This window comes from Trichocoleus sp. FACHB-90 (assembly GCF_014695505.1).
Lineage (GTDB): Bacteria > Cyanobacteriota > Cyanobacteriia > Cyanobacteriales > FACHB-T130 > Funiculus > Funiculus sociatus.
This window is the reverse complement of sequence record NZ_JACJOK010000006.1, coordinates 25,649-41,973: the sequence shown is the minus strand read 5'-3', so window position 1 is coordinate 41,973 and position 16,325 is coordinate 25,649. Positions and strand designations below refer to the sequence as shown.

Genomic DNA, 16,325 nt, shown 5'->3' with positions numbered 1-16,325 from the left:
CCATGTGTGGAATTACAGGAGTTATTAGCTCCGAAGAAAATATTAGAGATTTATTGCTAAAAGCGCAAAGGATTCAGCAGCACCGTGGTCTGGATGCTTACGGTATTTGCCAACATCAAATCAATCAATGGCAAGTCGGCTTAGGACATCAACGCCTGTCTATCTTAGATTTGACAGAGGCGGGAAGCCAACCTATGACCTCGAAAGATGGAAATAGTTGGATTGTTTACAACGGTGAAGTTTATAATTACGGGGAAATTCGTTGCGAACTAGAGAACTTAGGACATCATTTTAGAGGCGAATCAGATACTGAAGTTGTGTTAGCCGCTTTGGAGCAGTGGGGGGTAAATGAGGCTCTAGCGCGATTTAATGGGATGTGGGCTTTTGCGTGGTTGGATGGGCGAAATAATCGATTGGTCTTGTCTAGAGATAGAGTTGGTGTTAAGCCTCTATATTTTTTTTTACAAGATGACAGTTTGTACTTCGCCTCAGAAATTAAAACAATTATTGAGATGACAGGGCGTAAGTTCTCTTTAAATCACCAAATTGTTGGGGAATATCTCATCCAGTCTCTGCTAGAAACTTCTAACGAAACTTTTTTTGAAGGTATCGAGAAAATACCAGCAGCAAGCTATGGGGTGATAGACCTTTCTGCTGAAGTTCTGAGGATGGATATAAAATCCTACTGGAATTTGGGTACTCACAAAGCAGTAAATATTTCAGAAGATAATTTAGTTGAGCAAGTTAGAGAAATTTTTATTGATGCTGTCCGTCTGCGGCTGAGAAGCGATGTCCCTGTAGGAGTCTTACTCTCTGGAGGAGTAGATTCTTCTTCAATTGCAGCAATCATGCAGAGTATCTTGGGAAAAGATGCACAGTTAAATTTACTTTCAGCAGTAAGTAGAGATTCTCGGTATGATGAGTCTCCCTTCATTGATATTATGAGCAACCACTTAGGTTGTAAAACTCATAAAATTGTACTGGACTTTAAGCCGGAAGAAGCTTTTGATTACTTAGAGCAAGTTTGCTGGTTTAATGACGAGCCAGTAGGCAGTTTTTCCAATGTGGCTCATTATTTATTAATGAAGCAAGCTAAGGATTTGGGTATTACTGTCATTTTGAGCGGACAAGGGGCTGATGAGCTGCTTTGCGGCTATCAAAAATATCTAGGCTTTTATATTCAAGCTTTAGCTCGTTGCAGTCAACACTTAAAAGCAGTTGAAGTTTTGTGGTCATTTTGGCAGCGAGGAACTATTCTGAAACAATTTTCTCTTAGCGAAGCTAAACGGTATTTACCGCGTTACTTGCAAGGAGCAGAATTGGATATTCGGGGGGCAAATCTTAAAAATTTTGTTCCCAAGATGCTAGGATTAGCTTCTGAAATGACTGTTCAGCAGAGGCAGAGATTAGATATTGAAAATTTTTCAGTACCAGCATTAGTTCACTACGAAGACCGGATGTCAATGGCGTGGAGTAGAGAAATGCGTGTACCCTTTTTAGATTATCGACTGATAGAAGCATTAATTCCAGTTTCTATGGAAATGAAATTGAAAAACGGATGGACAAAATATATTTTTCGTAAGGCAATGGAACCTTATCTGCCCAAACAAATTGTTTGGCGAAAAGACAAAAAAGGATTTGTCAATCCTCAAAGTGAATGGCTTAAAAAAGAATTAAAAGAACGTGTTTTAGATTATTTTGCTGAAGATAGCTTTATATTTAAAAATAAGTTAGTTAATAGAAAGAATTTATTAGCAAAGTATCAAGCTTACTGCAAACAAGAAGCCAGCCAAGGTACGGTTTGGTATAAAGATATTTTTAATCCATTGGCATTAGAAGTTTGGCTGAGAAAATTTGAGAGGTATATTTCATGAAAATAGTCACTGTGGTTGGGGCAAGACCTCAGTTTATTAAAGCAGCATCTGTGTCTCGTGCGATCGCCCTTTACAACCAGCAGCATACAACCTCGCCTATTCATGAAATCTTAGTTCACACAGGTCAGCACTACGACCCTAACTTGTCAGACGTGTTCTTTGAAGAAATGCAGATTCCCAAGCCGGGCTATCACCTCGGTATTGGGGGCATTTCACAGGGGGCGATGACCGGGCGAATGTTAGTAAAGATTGAAGAGGTGATTATAAAAGAACAGCCTGATGTAGTTTTGGTATACGGTGATACTAACTCGACCCTGGCGGGCGCTTTAGCCGCAGTTAAGTTGCATATTCCTGTGGCACACGTAGAAGCAGGGCTGCGGTCATTTAATATGCGAATGCCAGAAGAAGTGAACCGAGTGCTGACTGACCAGATTTCTCGTTGGTTGTTCTGTCCTACAGAGACTGCCGTTAAAAACCTGGAGAAGGAAGGTATATTGGAACGCGGGCAGGTGCTAGTAAGCAATGTGGGAGATGTGATGTACGATGCAGCGCTGTTTTATCGGCAAATTGCCAAGCCTACAGATGCGATCGCCTGCCTCATTAATGAATTAAATGAGCCTTTTTACTTAGCCACAGTCCACCGCGCAGAAAACACAGATGACCCAGTTCGACTGAGTAACATTATGGGTGCGCTAGAAACAATCTCTAAAACTACACCTGTGGTGTTGCCATTACATCCTCGAACCCGGAAGTTGTTGGGGAACCACCATCTATCCCGCATTCGGCTGATAGAACCAGTGGGTTATTTTGACATCATCACCTTGCTCTCCAAGTGTAAAGGTGTGTTTACCGATAGTGGCGGGTTACAAAAAGAAGCCTATTTCTTTCATAAGCCCTGCATCACATTGCGTGAAGAGACTGAATGGGTAGAACTGGTTGAATACGGTTTCAACACTCTAGTTGGTAGCGACCCAGATAAAATCCTGAGTGCCGAAAAAAGTATTGGTATTAGAAATAGTGATGATTTTAAACTTTTGTATGGCGAGGGAGATGCTAGTGCTAAGATTCTTAAGTTATTAGAAGGATCTTTCCACTCCACGTTCTCCGTGGCATAGCCAGGAAAAAAATCATCCAAATATCAAATAAATTTCATGAAAAAAGTTTGCGTAATGGGTTTGGGTTATATCGGTCTGCCGACATCTAGCTTACTAGCTAGTAAAGGCTTTAAAGTTCATGGGGTAGATATAAACCCCAAAGTCGTAGAAACAATTAATCGCGGCGAAATTCACATCCACGAACCAGATTTAGACATTTTGGTGAAGTCGGTTGTAAGCAGCGGCAATCTTAGGGCGAGTCTGCAACCCGTGCCTGCTGATGTATATATCATAGCTACACCAACACCCTTAAAGGATGACTGGATACCAGATATTTCTTATATCGAAGCGGCTACCGAAGCGATCGCACCATACCTCGCTCCCAACAATCTGGTGATTCTGGAATCAACGAGTCCTGTAGGGACAACGGAAAAGATCGGCCATTGGTTAGAGCAGTTGCGTCCTGATCTCGATGTCCACTCTTCGCTCTACCTGGCCCACTGTCCGGAGCGCGTTTTACCCGGACAAATCTTAAAGGAGTTAGTCAGCAATGACCGGATCGTTGGCGGAATTAATCAAGCTTCGGCAAACAAGGCGGCGGCTTTTTATCGACAGTTTGTGACTGGTAAGATTTTGTGTACCGAAGTACGTACAGCAGAATTAGCAAAGCTCACAGAGAACGCATTCCGTGATGTGAATATCGCTTTTGCCAATGAACTCTCTTTAATCTGTGAAAAGTTAAATATAAATGTTTGGGAACTCATTGAGCTGGCTAACCACCATCCGAGAGTGAATATTCTCCAGCCAGGCCCCGGCGTAGGCGGTCATTGCATTCCTGTCGATCCGTGGTTTATTGTCAATTCAGCCCCCGAACAAGCTCGCTTAATCCGCACAGCCCGTGAGGTCAATGATGCTAAATTGCATCATGTAATTGCAAAAATAAAAGAGAAAGCTTGCCAATTTAAAGAACCAATGATAGCCTGCTTAGGGTTGACTTTCAAAGCAGACGTTGACGACTTACGGGAAAGTCCGGCGGTGAGTATCGTGCAAAAATTGGCGCAAAGTCAATTTGGTGGCATCCTTGTCGTTGAACCCCATATAAGGCAACTTCCTCAATCACTAGCTAAGTTGTCTGTCACCCTAACTAACTTTGAAATAGCACTGTCCGCAGCTAATATAGTTGTTCTACTGGTAAACCATAGTCAATTTGTGAATCTTAATCGCGAACGGCTCAAGGATAAGATTGTGATTGATACGCGGGGGATTTGGCAATGAAGCTTACAATCGATACATTTTATCTACTATTTAAAGAGAGTCCTGTTCCTACATATAAGAGAAATGTATTTTAATCTGGGTTAAAAAAAGGTATAAGGCAACAAGCGGTTAGGTAGATTGAATATGAGGTGGATTTATGAATAGTTCAGTTTGTCCTTTATGCAAATCTCAAGATAGTCAATATTGTTTTTCGGAAAGAGGATATAAATTACAGGCTTGTAATAATTGCGAGTTGTTTTATATTGATCCTTATCCCAATCTAGAAGATGTTCATGGTCGGGTGCAGACTTATAATTACGATCATCTTGATATTCTTAACCCAGAACATCATTATCAGGCTTCTGTACAATTTCAAAATAGGTATTTTGACTTGATTGCTCAGGAGCTAAAAGGAGCAAAATCCATTTTAGACATTGGATGCGGCACAGGTCATTTTTTAGAAAAGCTTGGTACTGCTTATCCTGAATTATATAGAGCAGGAATTGAACTAAATCAAGAAAGGGCAGCTTTTGCTAGAGAGAAAGCAGGATGTGATGTTTTTCAAGTGCCTGTAGAGTTGTTTGATCCTACTGCAAATTTTGATGCTATAACGATGCTCAATGTTTTATCTCACATTCCCGATTTTGATCGTTTATTTGGGAAGCTACAGACAATTTTGTCACCTGGAGGAAAACTTATTCTTAAAGTTGGCGAAATGAAAAAGAATGTAAAAGAAGGTGATATTTTTGATTGGGAAATTCCCGATCATTTACATTTTTTAGGAATGAATACAATAGATTATATCTGCAAAAAATTTAATTTTCAGATTTTAAAACAGCAGCGCTTACCACTATCTCAAGAGGTATTTTCAGCAGCTTCCTTCAAAGCACCTGGTCGAAGCAAGGTACGCAATATAGTTAAAAAGATGCTAGTGTCCACACCACTAGCTCTGCCAACCCTTGCTAAACTCTACGATCTGCGTATTGGTCAAAGGATATACTCCTCGTTTATTGTTTTAGAAAAGGTGTCCTAGACAAGCAACTGCTGGTTAAGAAAAAGTGATTAAAATATTCCTAGTTCCAGGCGCGGCTTAACTCAAATGCGTGTGCTTTATTTTCATCAACATTTCACCACACCTACTGGAGCAACTGGAACTCGATCTTATGAAATGGCTCGACGCTTGATTGCGCGAGGACATCAGGTAACGATGGTTTGTGGTTCCTATAACATGGGAAATACAGGTCTCACCAGTAATTTCATCAACGGCGTACGCCAGGGTATCGTAGAGGGTATTGAAGTAATAGAATTTTACCTGCCTTACTCTAACTATGATAATTTTCTGAAAAGAAGTTGGATATTTCTCCGCTTTGCTCTAGGAAGCATAAAACTAGCACTGACCGCTGAATATGACCTTTTATTTGCCACCACAACTCCCCTGACAGTTGCAATTCCTGGGATAGTTATGAAAGTCTTTAAGAATCGCCCATTTGTGTTTGAGGTGCGAGACTTATGGCCAGAACTCCCTAAGGCAATGGGAGTCATTACGAATCCTCTGGTTCTGAAAGCCTTGGATATATTGGAATGGCTGGCTTACCATACAGCAGATGCCTGTATAGGACTTTCACCTGGAATTGTGAAGGGGATTGTACGCAGAAAACCTAGCGCTAAAGTAACCATGATTCCCAACGGTTGCGATCTCGACCTTTTCAAACCTGATCCAGAAGCTAAATGCAATTTACTTGGAATTAGAGATGATGATTTTGTAGCACTGTTTTGCGGTGCCCACGGCAAGGCCAACGGTTTAGATGCTTTGCTAGATGCAGGAAAGGTTTTAAAAGAGAAAGGACGGACAGATATTAAGCTGGTATTGATTGGTGATGGCAAGCTAAAACCCAATTTTATTCAACGAGCCACTGAAGAAGGGCTGGATAACTGTCTATTTTTTCAGCCAATGCCCAAGTTGGAGTTGGCAAAAGTGATGGCAACAGCAAATGTAGGTTTGATGATTTTGGCAAATGTCCCTGCATTCTACTACGGCACATCGCCCAATAAGTTTTTTGACTATATCGCCTGCGGGCTGCCAGTCCTTAACAATTACCCTGGATGGCTAGCAGAATTGATCGATGGGCATTACTGTGGTATTACCTGCCCCCCCAACGATGCTGTAGCTTTTGCTAATGCCTTAAGTCAGTTGGCGGATAATCGACAAGAAACCCTCATTAGGGGCAAAAATGCTCGTCAGTTGGCAGAGTCAAGTTTCAGTCGCGAAGCCTTAGCTAATCAGTTCGTTGATTATCTAGAAAAAGTGTTTCAGGGATGAAGGTCAAAGCTAGTTCTATCAATTATTTCACCAAGTCCAGCCGACTGGTTAAGTTGATGTTAGACCGATTCGTTGCAGCGATCGCTCTCCTCCTATTTTCTCCCCTGCTAATAATCATTGCGATCGCCATCTACACTCGCATGGGTCGCCCGATTTTTTTCATCCAACCCCGCCCTGGTAAAAATGGTCGCATTTTCAGCTTCTACAAATTCTGCACCATGACCAATGAGTGCGACGACTCTGGAAATCTGCTTCCTGACGTACAACGCCTCACATCGGTCGGACGATTCCTGCGTCAAACCAGTCTCGACGAACTCCCCCAACTGTGGAACGTTCTCAAGGGTGACATGAGCTTTGTTGGCCCCCGCCCCCTGCTAGTGGCATACTTAGACCGCTACAGCCCCGAACAAGCCCGCCGCCACGAAGTCAAACCCGGTATCACTGGTTGGGCGCAAGTCAACGGTCGCAATACCCTCAGCTGGGAGGAAAAATTTAAGTTTGACGTTTGGTATGTTGACCACTGGAACCTGTGGCTTGATCTGAAGATTTTATTCCTAACCCTTGTCAAAGTATTTAAGCGGGAAGGCATCTCCCATCCGAATCACGCCACCATGAGTGAGTTTCAGGGTAGCCCAAGCCCATCCTCAACCAAGTAGAGGTGACACGCCTTGGACATATATCTCTACGGTTGTGGCGGACACGCCAAAGTGATTCTAGATATCCTCCAGCGACAGGGGCGAAAGGTAACAGCCCTGGTCGATGACAACCCGCCAGCAGGAATTACTCAAATTTATGGCATTCCAGTTCACTCAGCTAGAGAAACACTGGCTGCTATTAGATACGATCGCTGTCAGTGGATCGTCGCCATCGGGAATAACAGCATCCGCCAGCAGATTGCTCTTAAGTTAGAGAGCCAAGGTCATTCCTTCACAACAGCGATCCATCCTTCAGCTCAGATTGCCCTCGGTGTTGACATTGCCCCTGGAACTGTGGTGATGGCTAATGCGGCAATCAATACCGACACCAAAATCGGCAAACACGCCATTGTGAACACGGGAGTAACTATCGACCACGATTGTCAAATTGGCGGTTTCTGCCACATTGCCCCAGGCTGTTCTCTGTGCGGTCAGGTCAAGTTAGGGGCAGGCGTGTTTTTGGGGGTTGGCACTAGCGTAATTCCTAGTGTAGAAATTGGTACCCAGACAACCTGTGGCGCTGGCTCAGTGGTCATTCAATCCTTACCTTCCCATTGTTTAGCTTACGGTTGCCCAGCCAGAATTATTAAGACAAACTATTCACACTGAGGGTACATGATCAAACCAATTCTCCTTTCCACCCCTCACATGGGCGATCGCGAACTGGAGTTCGTTAAAGAAGCTTTTGACACCAACTGGATTGCACCTGTTGGCCCTCATGTGGACGCTTTTGAGGAAGAATTTTGTGAAGTCGTCGGCGCTGGTCATGCTGCTGCTGTGAGTTCGGGAACGGCTGCACTGCATCTCGCTCTAAGATTAATTGGCATTGAGCCAGGGGATGAAGTTTTTTGCTCCACCCTCACCTTTATTGCCACTGCTAACCCAATCACCTACCAGGGGGCAAAACCCGTCTTTATCGATAGCGATCGCACCTCCTGGAACATGAATCCCGACTTATTGCGGGAAGCACTCGATCGCCGCGCTAAACTCGGCAAATTGCCCAAAGCCGTCGTACTCGTCCATCTCTACGGACAAAGCGCCGATATCGCTCCAATTTTAGAAGCGTGCGATCGCTACTCCATCCCACTCATCGAAGATGCTGCCGAATCTTTGGGAGCCACTTACAAAGGGCGATCGCCGGGAACCTTTGGTCGCATTGGCATCTACTCCTTTAACGGTAATAAAATTATCACCACCTCTGGCGGCGGTATGTTGGTTTCAGATGACCCAAACTTGGTGGAAAAAGCCCGTTTCCTGGCAACCCAAGCCCGCGATCGCGCCCCTCATTACCAACATTCAGAAATTGGCTATAACTATCGCCTCAGCAACGTTTTAGCAGGAATTGGTCGCGGACAATTGCGCGTTTTGGAAAGCAGAGTTCAAGCCAGACGACACAACTTTGAAGTTTACCAACAAGGTTTGGGAAACCTGCCCGGAATCGAATTTATGCCCGAAGCAGGCTTTGGACGCGCTACTCGGTGGCTCACCTGCCTTACAATTGACCCAACTGCTTTTGGTGCCGACCGGGAAGAAATTCGCATAGCCCTAGCAAATGAGCAAATTGAAGCTCGTCCCGTTTGGAAACCTTTGCACCTGCAACCTGTCTTCGCTGGCTGTGAAAGCATCGGTGGTGCGATTGCTGGAGGTTTATTTGAGCGTGGTCTCTGCTTGCCTTCTGGTTCCAACTTAACAACTGAAGACCTACAGCGCGTCATCGACGCGATCGCTAATATTCGCCGTTCCCAGGATATTTAGTTTATATACCATCATCACTTTTAGCGCTTTTTTTGCTAGCTACCACGCTGCTGGCAGTAAGTCCTCTGGTGGAACTGGTTGCCTGCTAGAATTTTTATGGGCGATGCTGGTAGCACCGTGCTGAGATCAACAGTAGCTTTTGCGCTGCTCAACACCTCTGACCCGGTGCATACGATGATTTTAGATGAAGTTTATTTGCGATCGCTCAAAAATTCTTATCAGCAATGAGTCGCCCCAGCCATACCAGCTATATTAGTTTCTATAGGCTCAAAACATCAACAGCAACAAAAGAGTCGCATTGAAGTCTGGAAGTTTACATTATAACCTTGTTTAAACTAATACAGTAATTAACATAAGTTATGCTAAAAAAGATGCTTGCAGCATGGCATAACATTACCTGGGTACTACATTATCAATGGCTAAAACCTCACATTGCTGTTGCTCTTAGAATTACTTTGCACTTGCACCATTGCCAAAACACACGGCAACTTTTTAACATTTCTCCAAATCATAGTAACCCAAGGCGAGCGAAATTCAGGGCTTTTTTACCATGTATAAAGTATCACAAACCCGGCTGCGACAGGATCTGATCGTTACATTTACTACTAATAAAGAAACAGAGAGCAAAACCCATCTCATCAAAGATCCCATTTCCGGAGAAACTTTTGAGTTTGGAGAAGAGGAATATTTTCTCTGTCAATCTATAAATGGAATTTCTACTACATCTCAAATAATCGCCGCATTTAAAAGTCGTTTCGATCTGTCAATTACAGAAAATGATTTCAATCAGTTTGCTGAACAAATAACCAGCTATGGCTTATTAGAACCCTGCGACACTCCAGTTTTTTCTTCATCTTCTTCATTAGTTTCATTTCCAGAAACACAAGATTTCGTCCAGCCAGATATCTCAAAGGAATCGGCAGAAAAAAACGAAAAAGTAAAAGTCAAACAAAAGAGCCGTCCCCAAAAAGTAGAACATCCTAAAGAATTTAGATGGAAACTTTTTAATCCTGACCCATCATACACATTTGTAGCGAAACTTTTACGACCTTTTGGATGGTTCTTTCGAGCTTTAATTTGGTTACTTATTCCTGGCGTACCTTTAGCCCTTTTAATTTATTTTAAAGAACAACATGCTATTTGGCAAGACATAAAAACATTTTCAGTACCGGAAGCTTACTTTGTTAAGATTCTGGTTCACATGATGTCAATAAACGTAATCAGTAAACTAATTCAAGGCATAGTTTGTACTGCTGTAGGTGGAACAGTAAAAGAGTTTGCCTTGCAGCTAAGATTTGGTATTCTTCCCCGTTTTCAGAACGATAGACGTGGCTATCGACAGCTTAGCCGTAGAGGACAATTGTGGACAATTGCAAGTCCCTTATTAGCCAGACTTTTCTTTTTCGTTATAGGAACATTTATTTGGTATTGCACGCATGGAACAGGAACAAGCTTGCCGCTGATGGGTCTTTTCTTTGCCCAGGCTGGTCTTTTTGGTTTCTTAATACTTATCCTTCCTATTTGGGGTGAAGGTTATAACTTTTTTGTTCTTCTTTTTAAGCTTCCCCCCCAGTTGTTGCAGCGAGCTTTGCAAACCTTTATGTTTACAATCCAGGGACGCTCCTTGCCAACAACAATATCCTCCGGTCAGAGGTGGAGTTTACTACTATATGCGCTGGTCATCATATCTTTTTGGTTCTACCTGATGACAAAAGTAATCTTTTCCACTGCCAAAGGGCTAGTAGTAAGTTACCCAGATATTTTTGGTAGAAGTACCAGATTCATCTTTATCGGCGCGATCGCATCAATGGCCTTATATTGGACGAGCAAAAAATGGTCAAGGATGACGCAAAAAGGCAAAAATCCGAATCCCTCTCCCGTAGTTGATCGTGAAGTAAATGTACCGGAAAAGGCACACTTACACATAGCCAAGAAAACTCGTTCCAAAATAAATAACTTAGTCAAAATTTTACTTTTTGTTGGCTTAGGCATTGTTCTTTTCTTGCCCTACCCCTACAAACCAGGTGGCCCCATTCAGTTAATGCCTCCTGCACAAGCAAAAATTCAAGCCCCAATTTCTGGAAAAATTACCAAAGTATTCTTTGAGGGCGGCAACGGTAAATTGATAAAATCCGGAACCGTAATTGCCACAATGGAATCAACCGATCTAAATAACAGCATCTTAACATTGCAGCAGCAAGTAAACGAACAGCAAGCCGTTCTGGAAAAGCAGCAAGATAAAGTCAATCAACTGCTAAATACTCCCAGCAAACAAGAAGTAGAAGTGGCAAAAAAAGAACTAGAAGTCGCTAAACAAGAAGTAGAAGTTTCTAAAAGGCAGCTAGAAGTTGCCATGACCAAAGCCCAGTTTAGCGGTCGTCAAGCTGCACGTTTTGAAGGGTTGTATAAAAATGGGGCTTATTCTTTACAACTACTGGAAGAGGCACAAAAACAGGCGGAAACAGACCGCATTAATACAGAAGCAATGCGGGATATTATCGCCAGAAAGCAAAAAGATGTAGAGAAATCAGAAGCCGATCTCCAGGTAGTTTTGAGTGGAACGCCTCCAGATGAAATAGAAGCTGCTCGTCGGGATGTTAAGGCTGCTCGCGCTAATCTGAATCGGGTACAACAACAATTGAAATATGCTAATGAGCAACTAAAAACAACCAAGCTACTAATGCCTATTGATGGTCACTTAACCACTTCGTATCTTGGACAGAAATTAGGGACTTACCTAAAGGAAGGCGATACGTTTGCTGTGGCTGAGAACGATCGCAACTTTATCGGTCAGATATCGATTCCAGAAGATAACATAGGTGAATTTGCAGTTGGCAATCAGGTGGAAATTAAGCTTTTAGCATATCCCGATAAACCTATATGGGGAAAAATAGTTTCTATTGAACCGATTGCTACCGATGAACCTAGCCAACCCGCCACACAAGTTGTCAAGGTTAATGTAGAAATCCCCAATTCCGATTCCCAGAGACTTTTGAAAACCGGAATGTCTGGTTATGCCAAGGTCAATGGAGGGACAAAGCCAGTCATTGTGGCGTTTACTCGTCCAATTGCCCGCTTCATCCAAGTTGAAGTTTGGTCTTGGCTTCCTTAGTACAACAGGCAAATTTCGCATACTTTTTAGTTTCAGCGATTCTGATAAACAATGCCTGAATATAGCAGTGGAAACGCAGTACTGAAACGATATTCTCTAGGCGAACGGGATTTTCGTAAGGTCAATCTAAGTGGTGCCAACCTAAATGATGCAGACCTCAGTAAAGTGGATTTAACTGAGGCAATTATGAATCAGGCAACCCTATGTCAAGCGATTTTGGCTGAAGCAAAATTAACTGGGAGCAATTTGAGTGGGTCGGCTCTAATTGAGGCGAATCTAGTTAGAGCCGACCTAAGTGAAGCAATTTTGACTGATACAATCTTATGTTGGGCAGACCTAAGAAATGCCAATTTATGTAGAGCAAATCTAAGTGAAGCAATTTTAGTTAAGACAAACTTGAATCGAGCAAATTTGAATGGGGCTTCTTTGAATCGAGCAAATTTGAATGGGGCTTCTTTGAGTGGGGCAAATTTGAATGGGGCTTCTTTGAGTGGGGCATTCTTATTAGAAGCAAGTCTGCTGGGAGCAAATTTGAGTGGAGCTTCTTTGCAAGAAGTTAACTTGCAACAGACAAACCTTCAAGGAGTTTTCTACGATGCTACCACCGAGTTCCCGGAAAACTTCGATCCAATTTCAGCAGGAGCGTACTTAATCGCTCCTAAAGTCCATTTAGTGGGAGTAGACTTGCCAGCAGCCAATCTACCACAAGCCAACCTGGCATCCTCTAACTTAAGTCAAGCCAACTTCAGCAAGGCTAACCTGCAACACGCTAACCTCAGCACCACAATATTAAATCAAACCAATCTCAGGGAAGCTAACTTAGCACACGCCAACCTTGCAGGAGCGAGTTTAATTGCAGTAGACCTCAGAGGCGCCAACCTCAGCCAAGCCAACCTGCAACAAGCACAATTAGCCCAAGTTCTCTACGACCAGGAAACTCAGTTTCCCAGCGATTTTGAGCCAAATACTGCTAAAGCATACTTAATCGCACCTTTTTCTGAGTTAGTGGGAGCTAATTTAGCTCAAGCAAATCTCAACAATAGTCAGCTGTGCAAAGCTAATCTTCGCGCCGCCTGCTTGGTGGGAGCCTCTTTGCGAAAAACTGATTTAGCTCAAGCAAATCTGACTGATGCTGATTTGAGTGGTAGCGATTTAGCAACAGCTAACCTAGTTGGAGCTTGCTACAATCACCAGACGCGATTTCCTAAAGATTTTGAGCCACATCAAGCCGGAGCGTTCTTAATTGCTCCTTGTACTTCCCTTGTGGGAGTTGATTTGCAACAGCTAGATTTGCCAAATGCTAACCTGAGTGGGGCATCTTTGAGTGCAGCCAACCTAAGTAAAACTAATCTCACTAGGGCTAATCTCAAAGCGGCTAAGCTGGAAAATGCGAATCTGTGCGACGCTAATCTCACCGGAGCTGACCTCAGACGCGCCGACCTAACTGGGGCTAATTTAATCGGAGCCAACTTACAGGAAGTTCTCTACAACCCAGCTACTCGCTTTCCCCAAGATTTTGACCCGATGGCTTCAGGAGCATACTTGATTGCGCCCAATGTATCGCTCCAAAAAGCTAATTTACAGGCTGTAGATTTGAGCGGGGTGAATCTGAGTAAAGCCGATTTGTCTGGGGCAAATCTAAGGGGAGCAAATCTAATGGGAACCAACCTTCAAGGAGTTTTCTACGATGCTACCACCGAGTTCCCGGAAAACTTCGATCCAATTTCAGCAGGAGCGTACTTAATCGCTCCCAAAGTCCATTTAGTGGGAGTAGACTTGCCAGCAGCCAATCTACCACAAGCCAACCTGGCATCCTCTAACTTAAGTCAAGCCAACTTCAGCAAGGCTAACCTGCAACACGCTAACCTCAGCACCACAATATTAAATCAAACCAATCTCAGGGAAGCTAACTTAGCACACGCCAACCTTGCAGGAGCGAGTTTAATTGCAGCAGACCTCAGAGGCGCCAACCTCAGCCAAGCCAACCTGCAACAAGCACAATTAGCCCAAGTTCTCTACGACCAGGAAACTCAGTTTCCCAGCGATTTTGAGCCAAATACTGCTAAAGCATACTTAATCGCACCTTTTTCTGAGTTAGTGGGAGCTAATTTAGCTCAAGCAAATCTCAACAATAGTCAGCTGTGCAAAGCTAATCTTCGCGCCGCCTGCTTGGTGGGAGCCTCTTTACGAAAAACTGATTTAGCTCAAGCAAATCTGACTGATGCTGATTTGAGTGGTAGCGATTTAGCAACAGCTAACCTAGTTGGAGCTTGCTACAATCACCAGACGCGATTTCCTAAAGATTTTGAGCCACATCAAGCCGGAGCGTTCTTAATTGCTCCTTGTACTTCCCTTGTGGGAGTTGATTTGCAACAGCTAGATTTGCCAAATGCTAACCTGAGTGGGGCATCTTTGAGTGCAGCCAACCTAAGTAAAACTAATCTCACTAGGGCTAATCTCAAAGCGGCTAAGCTGGAAAATGCGAATCTGTGCGACGCTCATCTCACCGGAGCTGACCTCAGACGCGCCGACCTAACTGGGGCTAATTTAATCGGAGCCAACTTACAGGAAGTTCTCTACAACCCAGCTACTCGCTTTCCCCAAGATTTTGACCCGATGGCTTCAGGAGCATACTTGATTGCGCCCAATGTATCGCTCCAAAAAGCTAATTTACAGGCTGTAGATTTGAGTGGGGCGAATTTAACAAAATCTAACTTAACAAAGGCTAATCTGTGCGGTGCTAAGCTATCTGGAGCAATTCTTTTGGGAGTTAATTTGTCTGGAGCTAATCTTCAGGGAGCCGATTTAAGTGGGGCAATTTTGAAAGGAGCAGACTTGAGTAAATCAAATTTAACTAATGCTAACCTGAGAGCTGTAGATTTAAAGCAAGTGATACTAGAAGGGGCAGTCATGCCCGACGGAACAATCCACGAGTAATAAGAACAATTCACAATTTATTTTTTCCAGTTTTATTGTGTCTTACTTGAACTTGTATAAGCATATTTTGGGACTAAATTCAGTTGGAATTATAAATAATTTCATTCTTGAGCGATACACTAATAGCGCTAATGCTTTGCGCCAAGTGCCGATTAAAATTTACTACCCACAAGCATCAGGATTATTCCCTGTCATTATTTTTTCGCATGGTTCGGGGGGATCAAAAAATGCCTTTTCCTACCTGGGGCGCTTTTGGGCTAGTCATGGCTATATTTCCATCCATCCAACTCATTTTGGCAGCGACAAATCTATTTTTCAGAGTGGCGGACGTGAGGCACTTGAGAACAGCAGTAAAGACCCCCAACAATGGCGCGATCGCGCTGCTGACATATCCTTCCTCATCGACTCCCTCAAGCAATTAGAACGCAATATTCCCCCATTAACACAAAAAATAGACTACTCCCACATAGGTGTCTCCGGCCATTCCTATGGTGCTTACACAGCAATATTGATTGCTGGCGCGTTAGTGGAGATACCCCAACAGCCAAACATTACTTTTCAAGACGAGCGTGCCTGCGCCTTTTTAGGGATATCTTCTCAAGGAAGTGGTACTTATGGTTTAACTAAAAGCTCTTGGAATGAAATTAAAGCGCCTGTAATGACAGTAAGTGGAACTAAGGAAACAGGAGGAAAAGGAAAACCTAAATCGTGGAGGTTGGAACCTTTTAAATATATGCCTCCAGGCAATAAATATCATACTCTTATTCAAAATGCTGATCACTCTTCCTATAATGATTACAAACGAAGCACAGAAATATCCAAATTAGAAATGCAAGCTATAAATGATATTCATACTTACCTTCAGAGCGCAAGTATTGCTTTCTGGGATGCTTACCTCAAGCAGGATAATTCAGCCAGAGAATATCTAAAATCCAAAGCGCTCCAAATTTACAGCAACGGTAAGGCTTCAATTTTTGAAAGATGATTAATGACATTTAGCTGCGTTTAACCATGCTAACTGCACCATTTCCAGTCCTTGTGTAAATAAACCGATACTACCGACGGCTGGAAGATTGGCGACTTGCTGCTGCAATTTTTGCCGATAGTCAGCAGTCATCCACCTGAAAGTCCCCTGGGATGCGAAACCCAATATTGGCAAGGGTTTGATGGGTAAAGCTAAAGCTCTACCTATCCTCCAATCCTACAAATAATTAGATCCATTTACTTACTTGCGCCCAGCTAACTTTAAACTCTAAGTTATTGCTCGCTCGATTAACCCAAGAA

General features: G+C 43.2%; 12 protein-coding genes and 1 pseudogene. 12 read left to right on the top strand and 1 reads right to left on the bottom strand.

The window, feature by feature from the left end:
* Window positions 1-2: 2 nt before the first annotated feature.
* The 12 genes and pseudogenes from asnB to H6F74_RS01045 all read left to right on the top strand — a co-directional run bounded on the left by asnB (window position 3) and on the right by H6F74_RS01045 (window position 16,026).
* Window positions 3-1,874, top strand: coding sequence for an asparagine synthase (glutamine-hydrolyzing) (gene asnB, locus H6F74_RS01100; RefSeq protein WP_190435005.1), 1,872 nt, complete (start codon window positions 3-5; stop codon window positions 1,872-1,874).
* Window positions 1,871-2,989, top strand: coding sequence for a UDP-N-acetylglucosamine 2-epimerase (non-hydrolyzing) (wecB, locus tag H6F74_RS01095; protein WP_190435002.1), 1,119 nt, complete (start codon window positions 1,871-1,873; stop codon window positions 2,987-2,989). Before asnB ends, wecB begins: the two co-directional genes overlap by 4 nt.
* Before the next feature lie 36 nt (window positions 2,990-3,025).
* Window positions 3,026-4,243: a UDP-N-acetyl-D-mannosamine dehydrogenase gene (gene wecC / locus H6F74_RS01090; RefSeq protein WP_190435000.1), complete on the top strand. Its 1,218-nt coding sequence runs from the start codon at window positions 3,026-3,028 to the stop codon at window positions 4,241-4,243.
* A 136-nt stretch (window positions 4,244-4,379) separates the two neighbouring features.
* On the top strand, window positions 4,380-5,255 hold the full coding sequence (locus H6F74_RS01085) for a class I SAM-dependent methyltransferase (RefSeq protein WP_190434997.1): 876 nt from the start codon (window positions 4,380-4,382) through the stop codon (window positions 5,253-5,255).
* Between the two features lie 66 nt (window positions 5,256-5,321).
* Window positions 5,322-6,542 carry a glycosyltransferase family 4 protein gene (locus H6F74_RS01080; protein WP_190434994.1) on the top strand — a complete coding sequence of 407 codons (1,221 nt, stop codon included), beginning with the start codon at window positions 5,322-5,324 and terminating at the stop codon, window positions 6,540-6,542.
* A gap of 56 nt (window positions 6,543-6,598) precedes the next feature.
* The gene (locus tag H6F74_RS01075) at window positions 6,599-7,198 is read left to right on the top strand and encodes a sugar transferase (protein ID WP_242021745.1); all 600 of its coding nucleotides are present in this window, start codon (window positions 6,599-6,601) and stop codon (window positions 7,196-7,198) included.
* 12 nt (window positions 7,199-7,210) lie between these two features.
* Window positions 7,211-7,846 (top strand): acetyltransferase, encoded by a 636-nt coding sequence (locus H6F74_RS01070; RefSeq protein ID WP_190434988.1) that lies wholly within the window; start codon window positions 7,211-7,213, stop codon window positions 7,844-7,846.
* A gap of 6 nt (window positions 7,847-7,852) precedes the next feature.
* Complete coding sequence (locus H6F74_RS01065; RefSeq protein WP_190434985.1) at window positions 7,853-8,992, top strand: aminotransferase class I/II-fold pyridoxal phosphate-dependent enzyme; 1,140 nt, start codon at window positions 7,853-7,855, stop codon at window positions 8,990-8,992.
* A 63-nt stretch (window positions 8,993-9,055) separates the two neighbouring features.
* Window positions 9,056-9,157, top strand: a pseudogene (locus H6F74_RS30825) (glycosyl transferase family 4); the annotation flags it as partial.
* Window positions 9,158-9,542: 385 nt separating this feature from the next.
* The gene (locus H6F74_RS01055; protein WP_190434980.1) at window positions 9,543-12,104 is read left to right on the top strand and encodes an efflux RND transporter periplasmic adaptor subunit; all 2,562 of its coding nucleotides are present in this window, start codon (window positions 9,543-9,545) and stop codon (window positions 12,102-12,104) included.
* Between the two features lie 51 nt (window positions 12,105-12,155).
* Entirely contained in the window at window positions 12,156-15,041 is a 2,886-nt protein-coding gene (locus H6F74_RS01050) for a pentapeptide repeat-containing protein (protein WP_190434978.1), read from the top strand.
* A gap of 37 nt (window positions 15,042-15,078) precedes the next feature.
* Complete coding sequence (locus H6F74_RS01045) at window positions 15,079-16,026, top strand: hypothetical protein (RefSeq protein ID WP_190434974.1); 948 nt, start codon at window positions 15,079-15,081, stop codon at window positions 16,024-16,026.
* Here the strand turns inward: H6F74_RS01045 and H6F74_RS30345 are convergent, their stop codons facing one another.
* Window positions 16,027-16,158, bottom strand: coding sequence for a hypothetical protein (locus H6F74_RS30345; protein ID WP_277875726.1), 132 nt, complete (start codon window positions 16,156-16,158; stop codon window positions 16,027-16,029). It abuts the gene before it with no gap.
* Window positions 16,159-16,325: the final 167 nt, after the last annotated feature.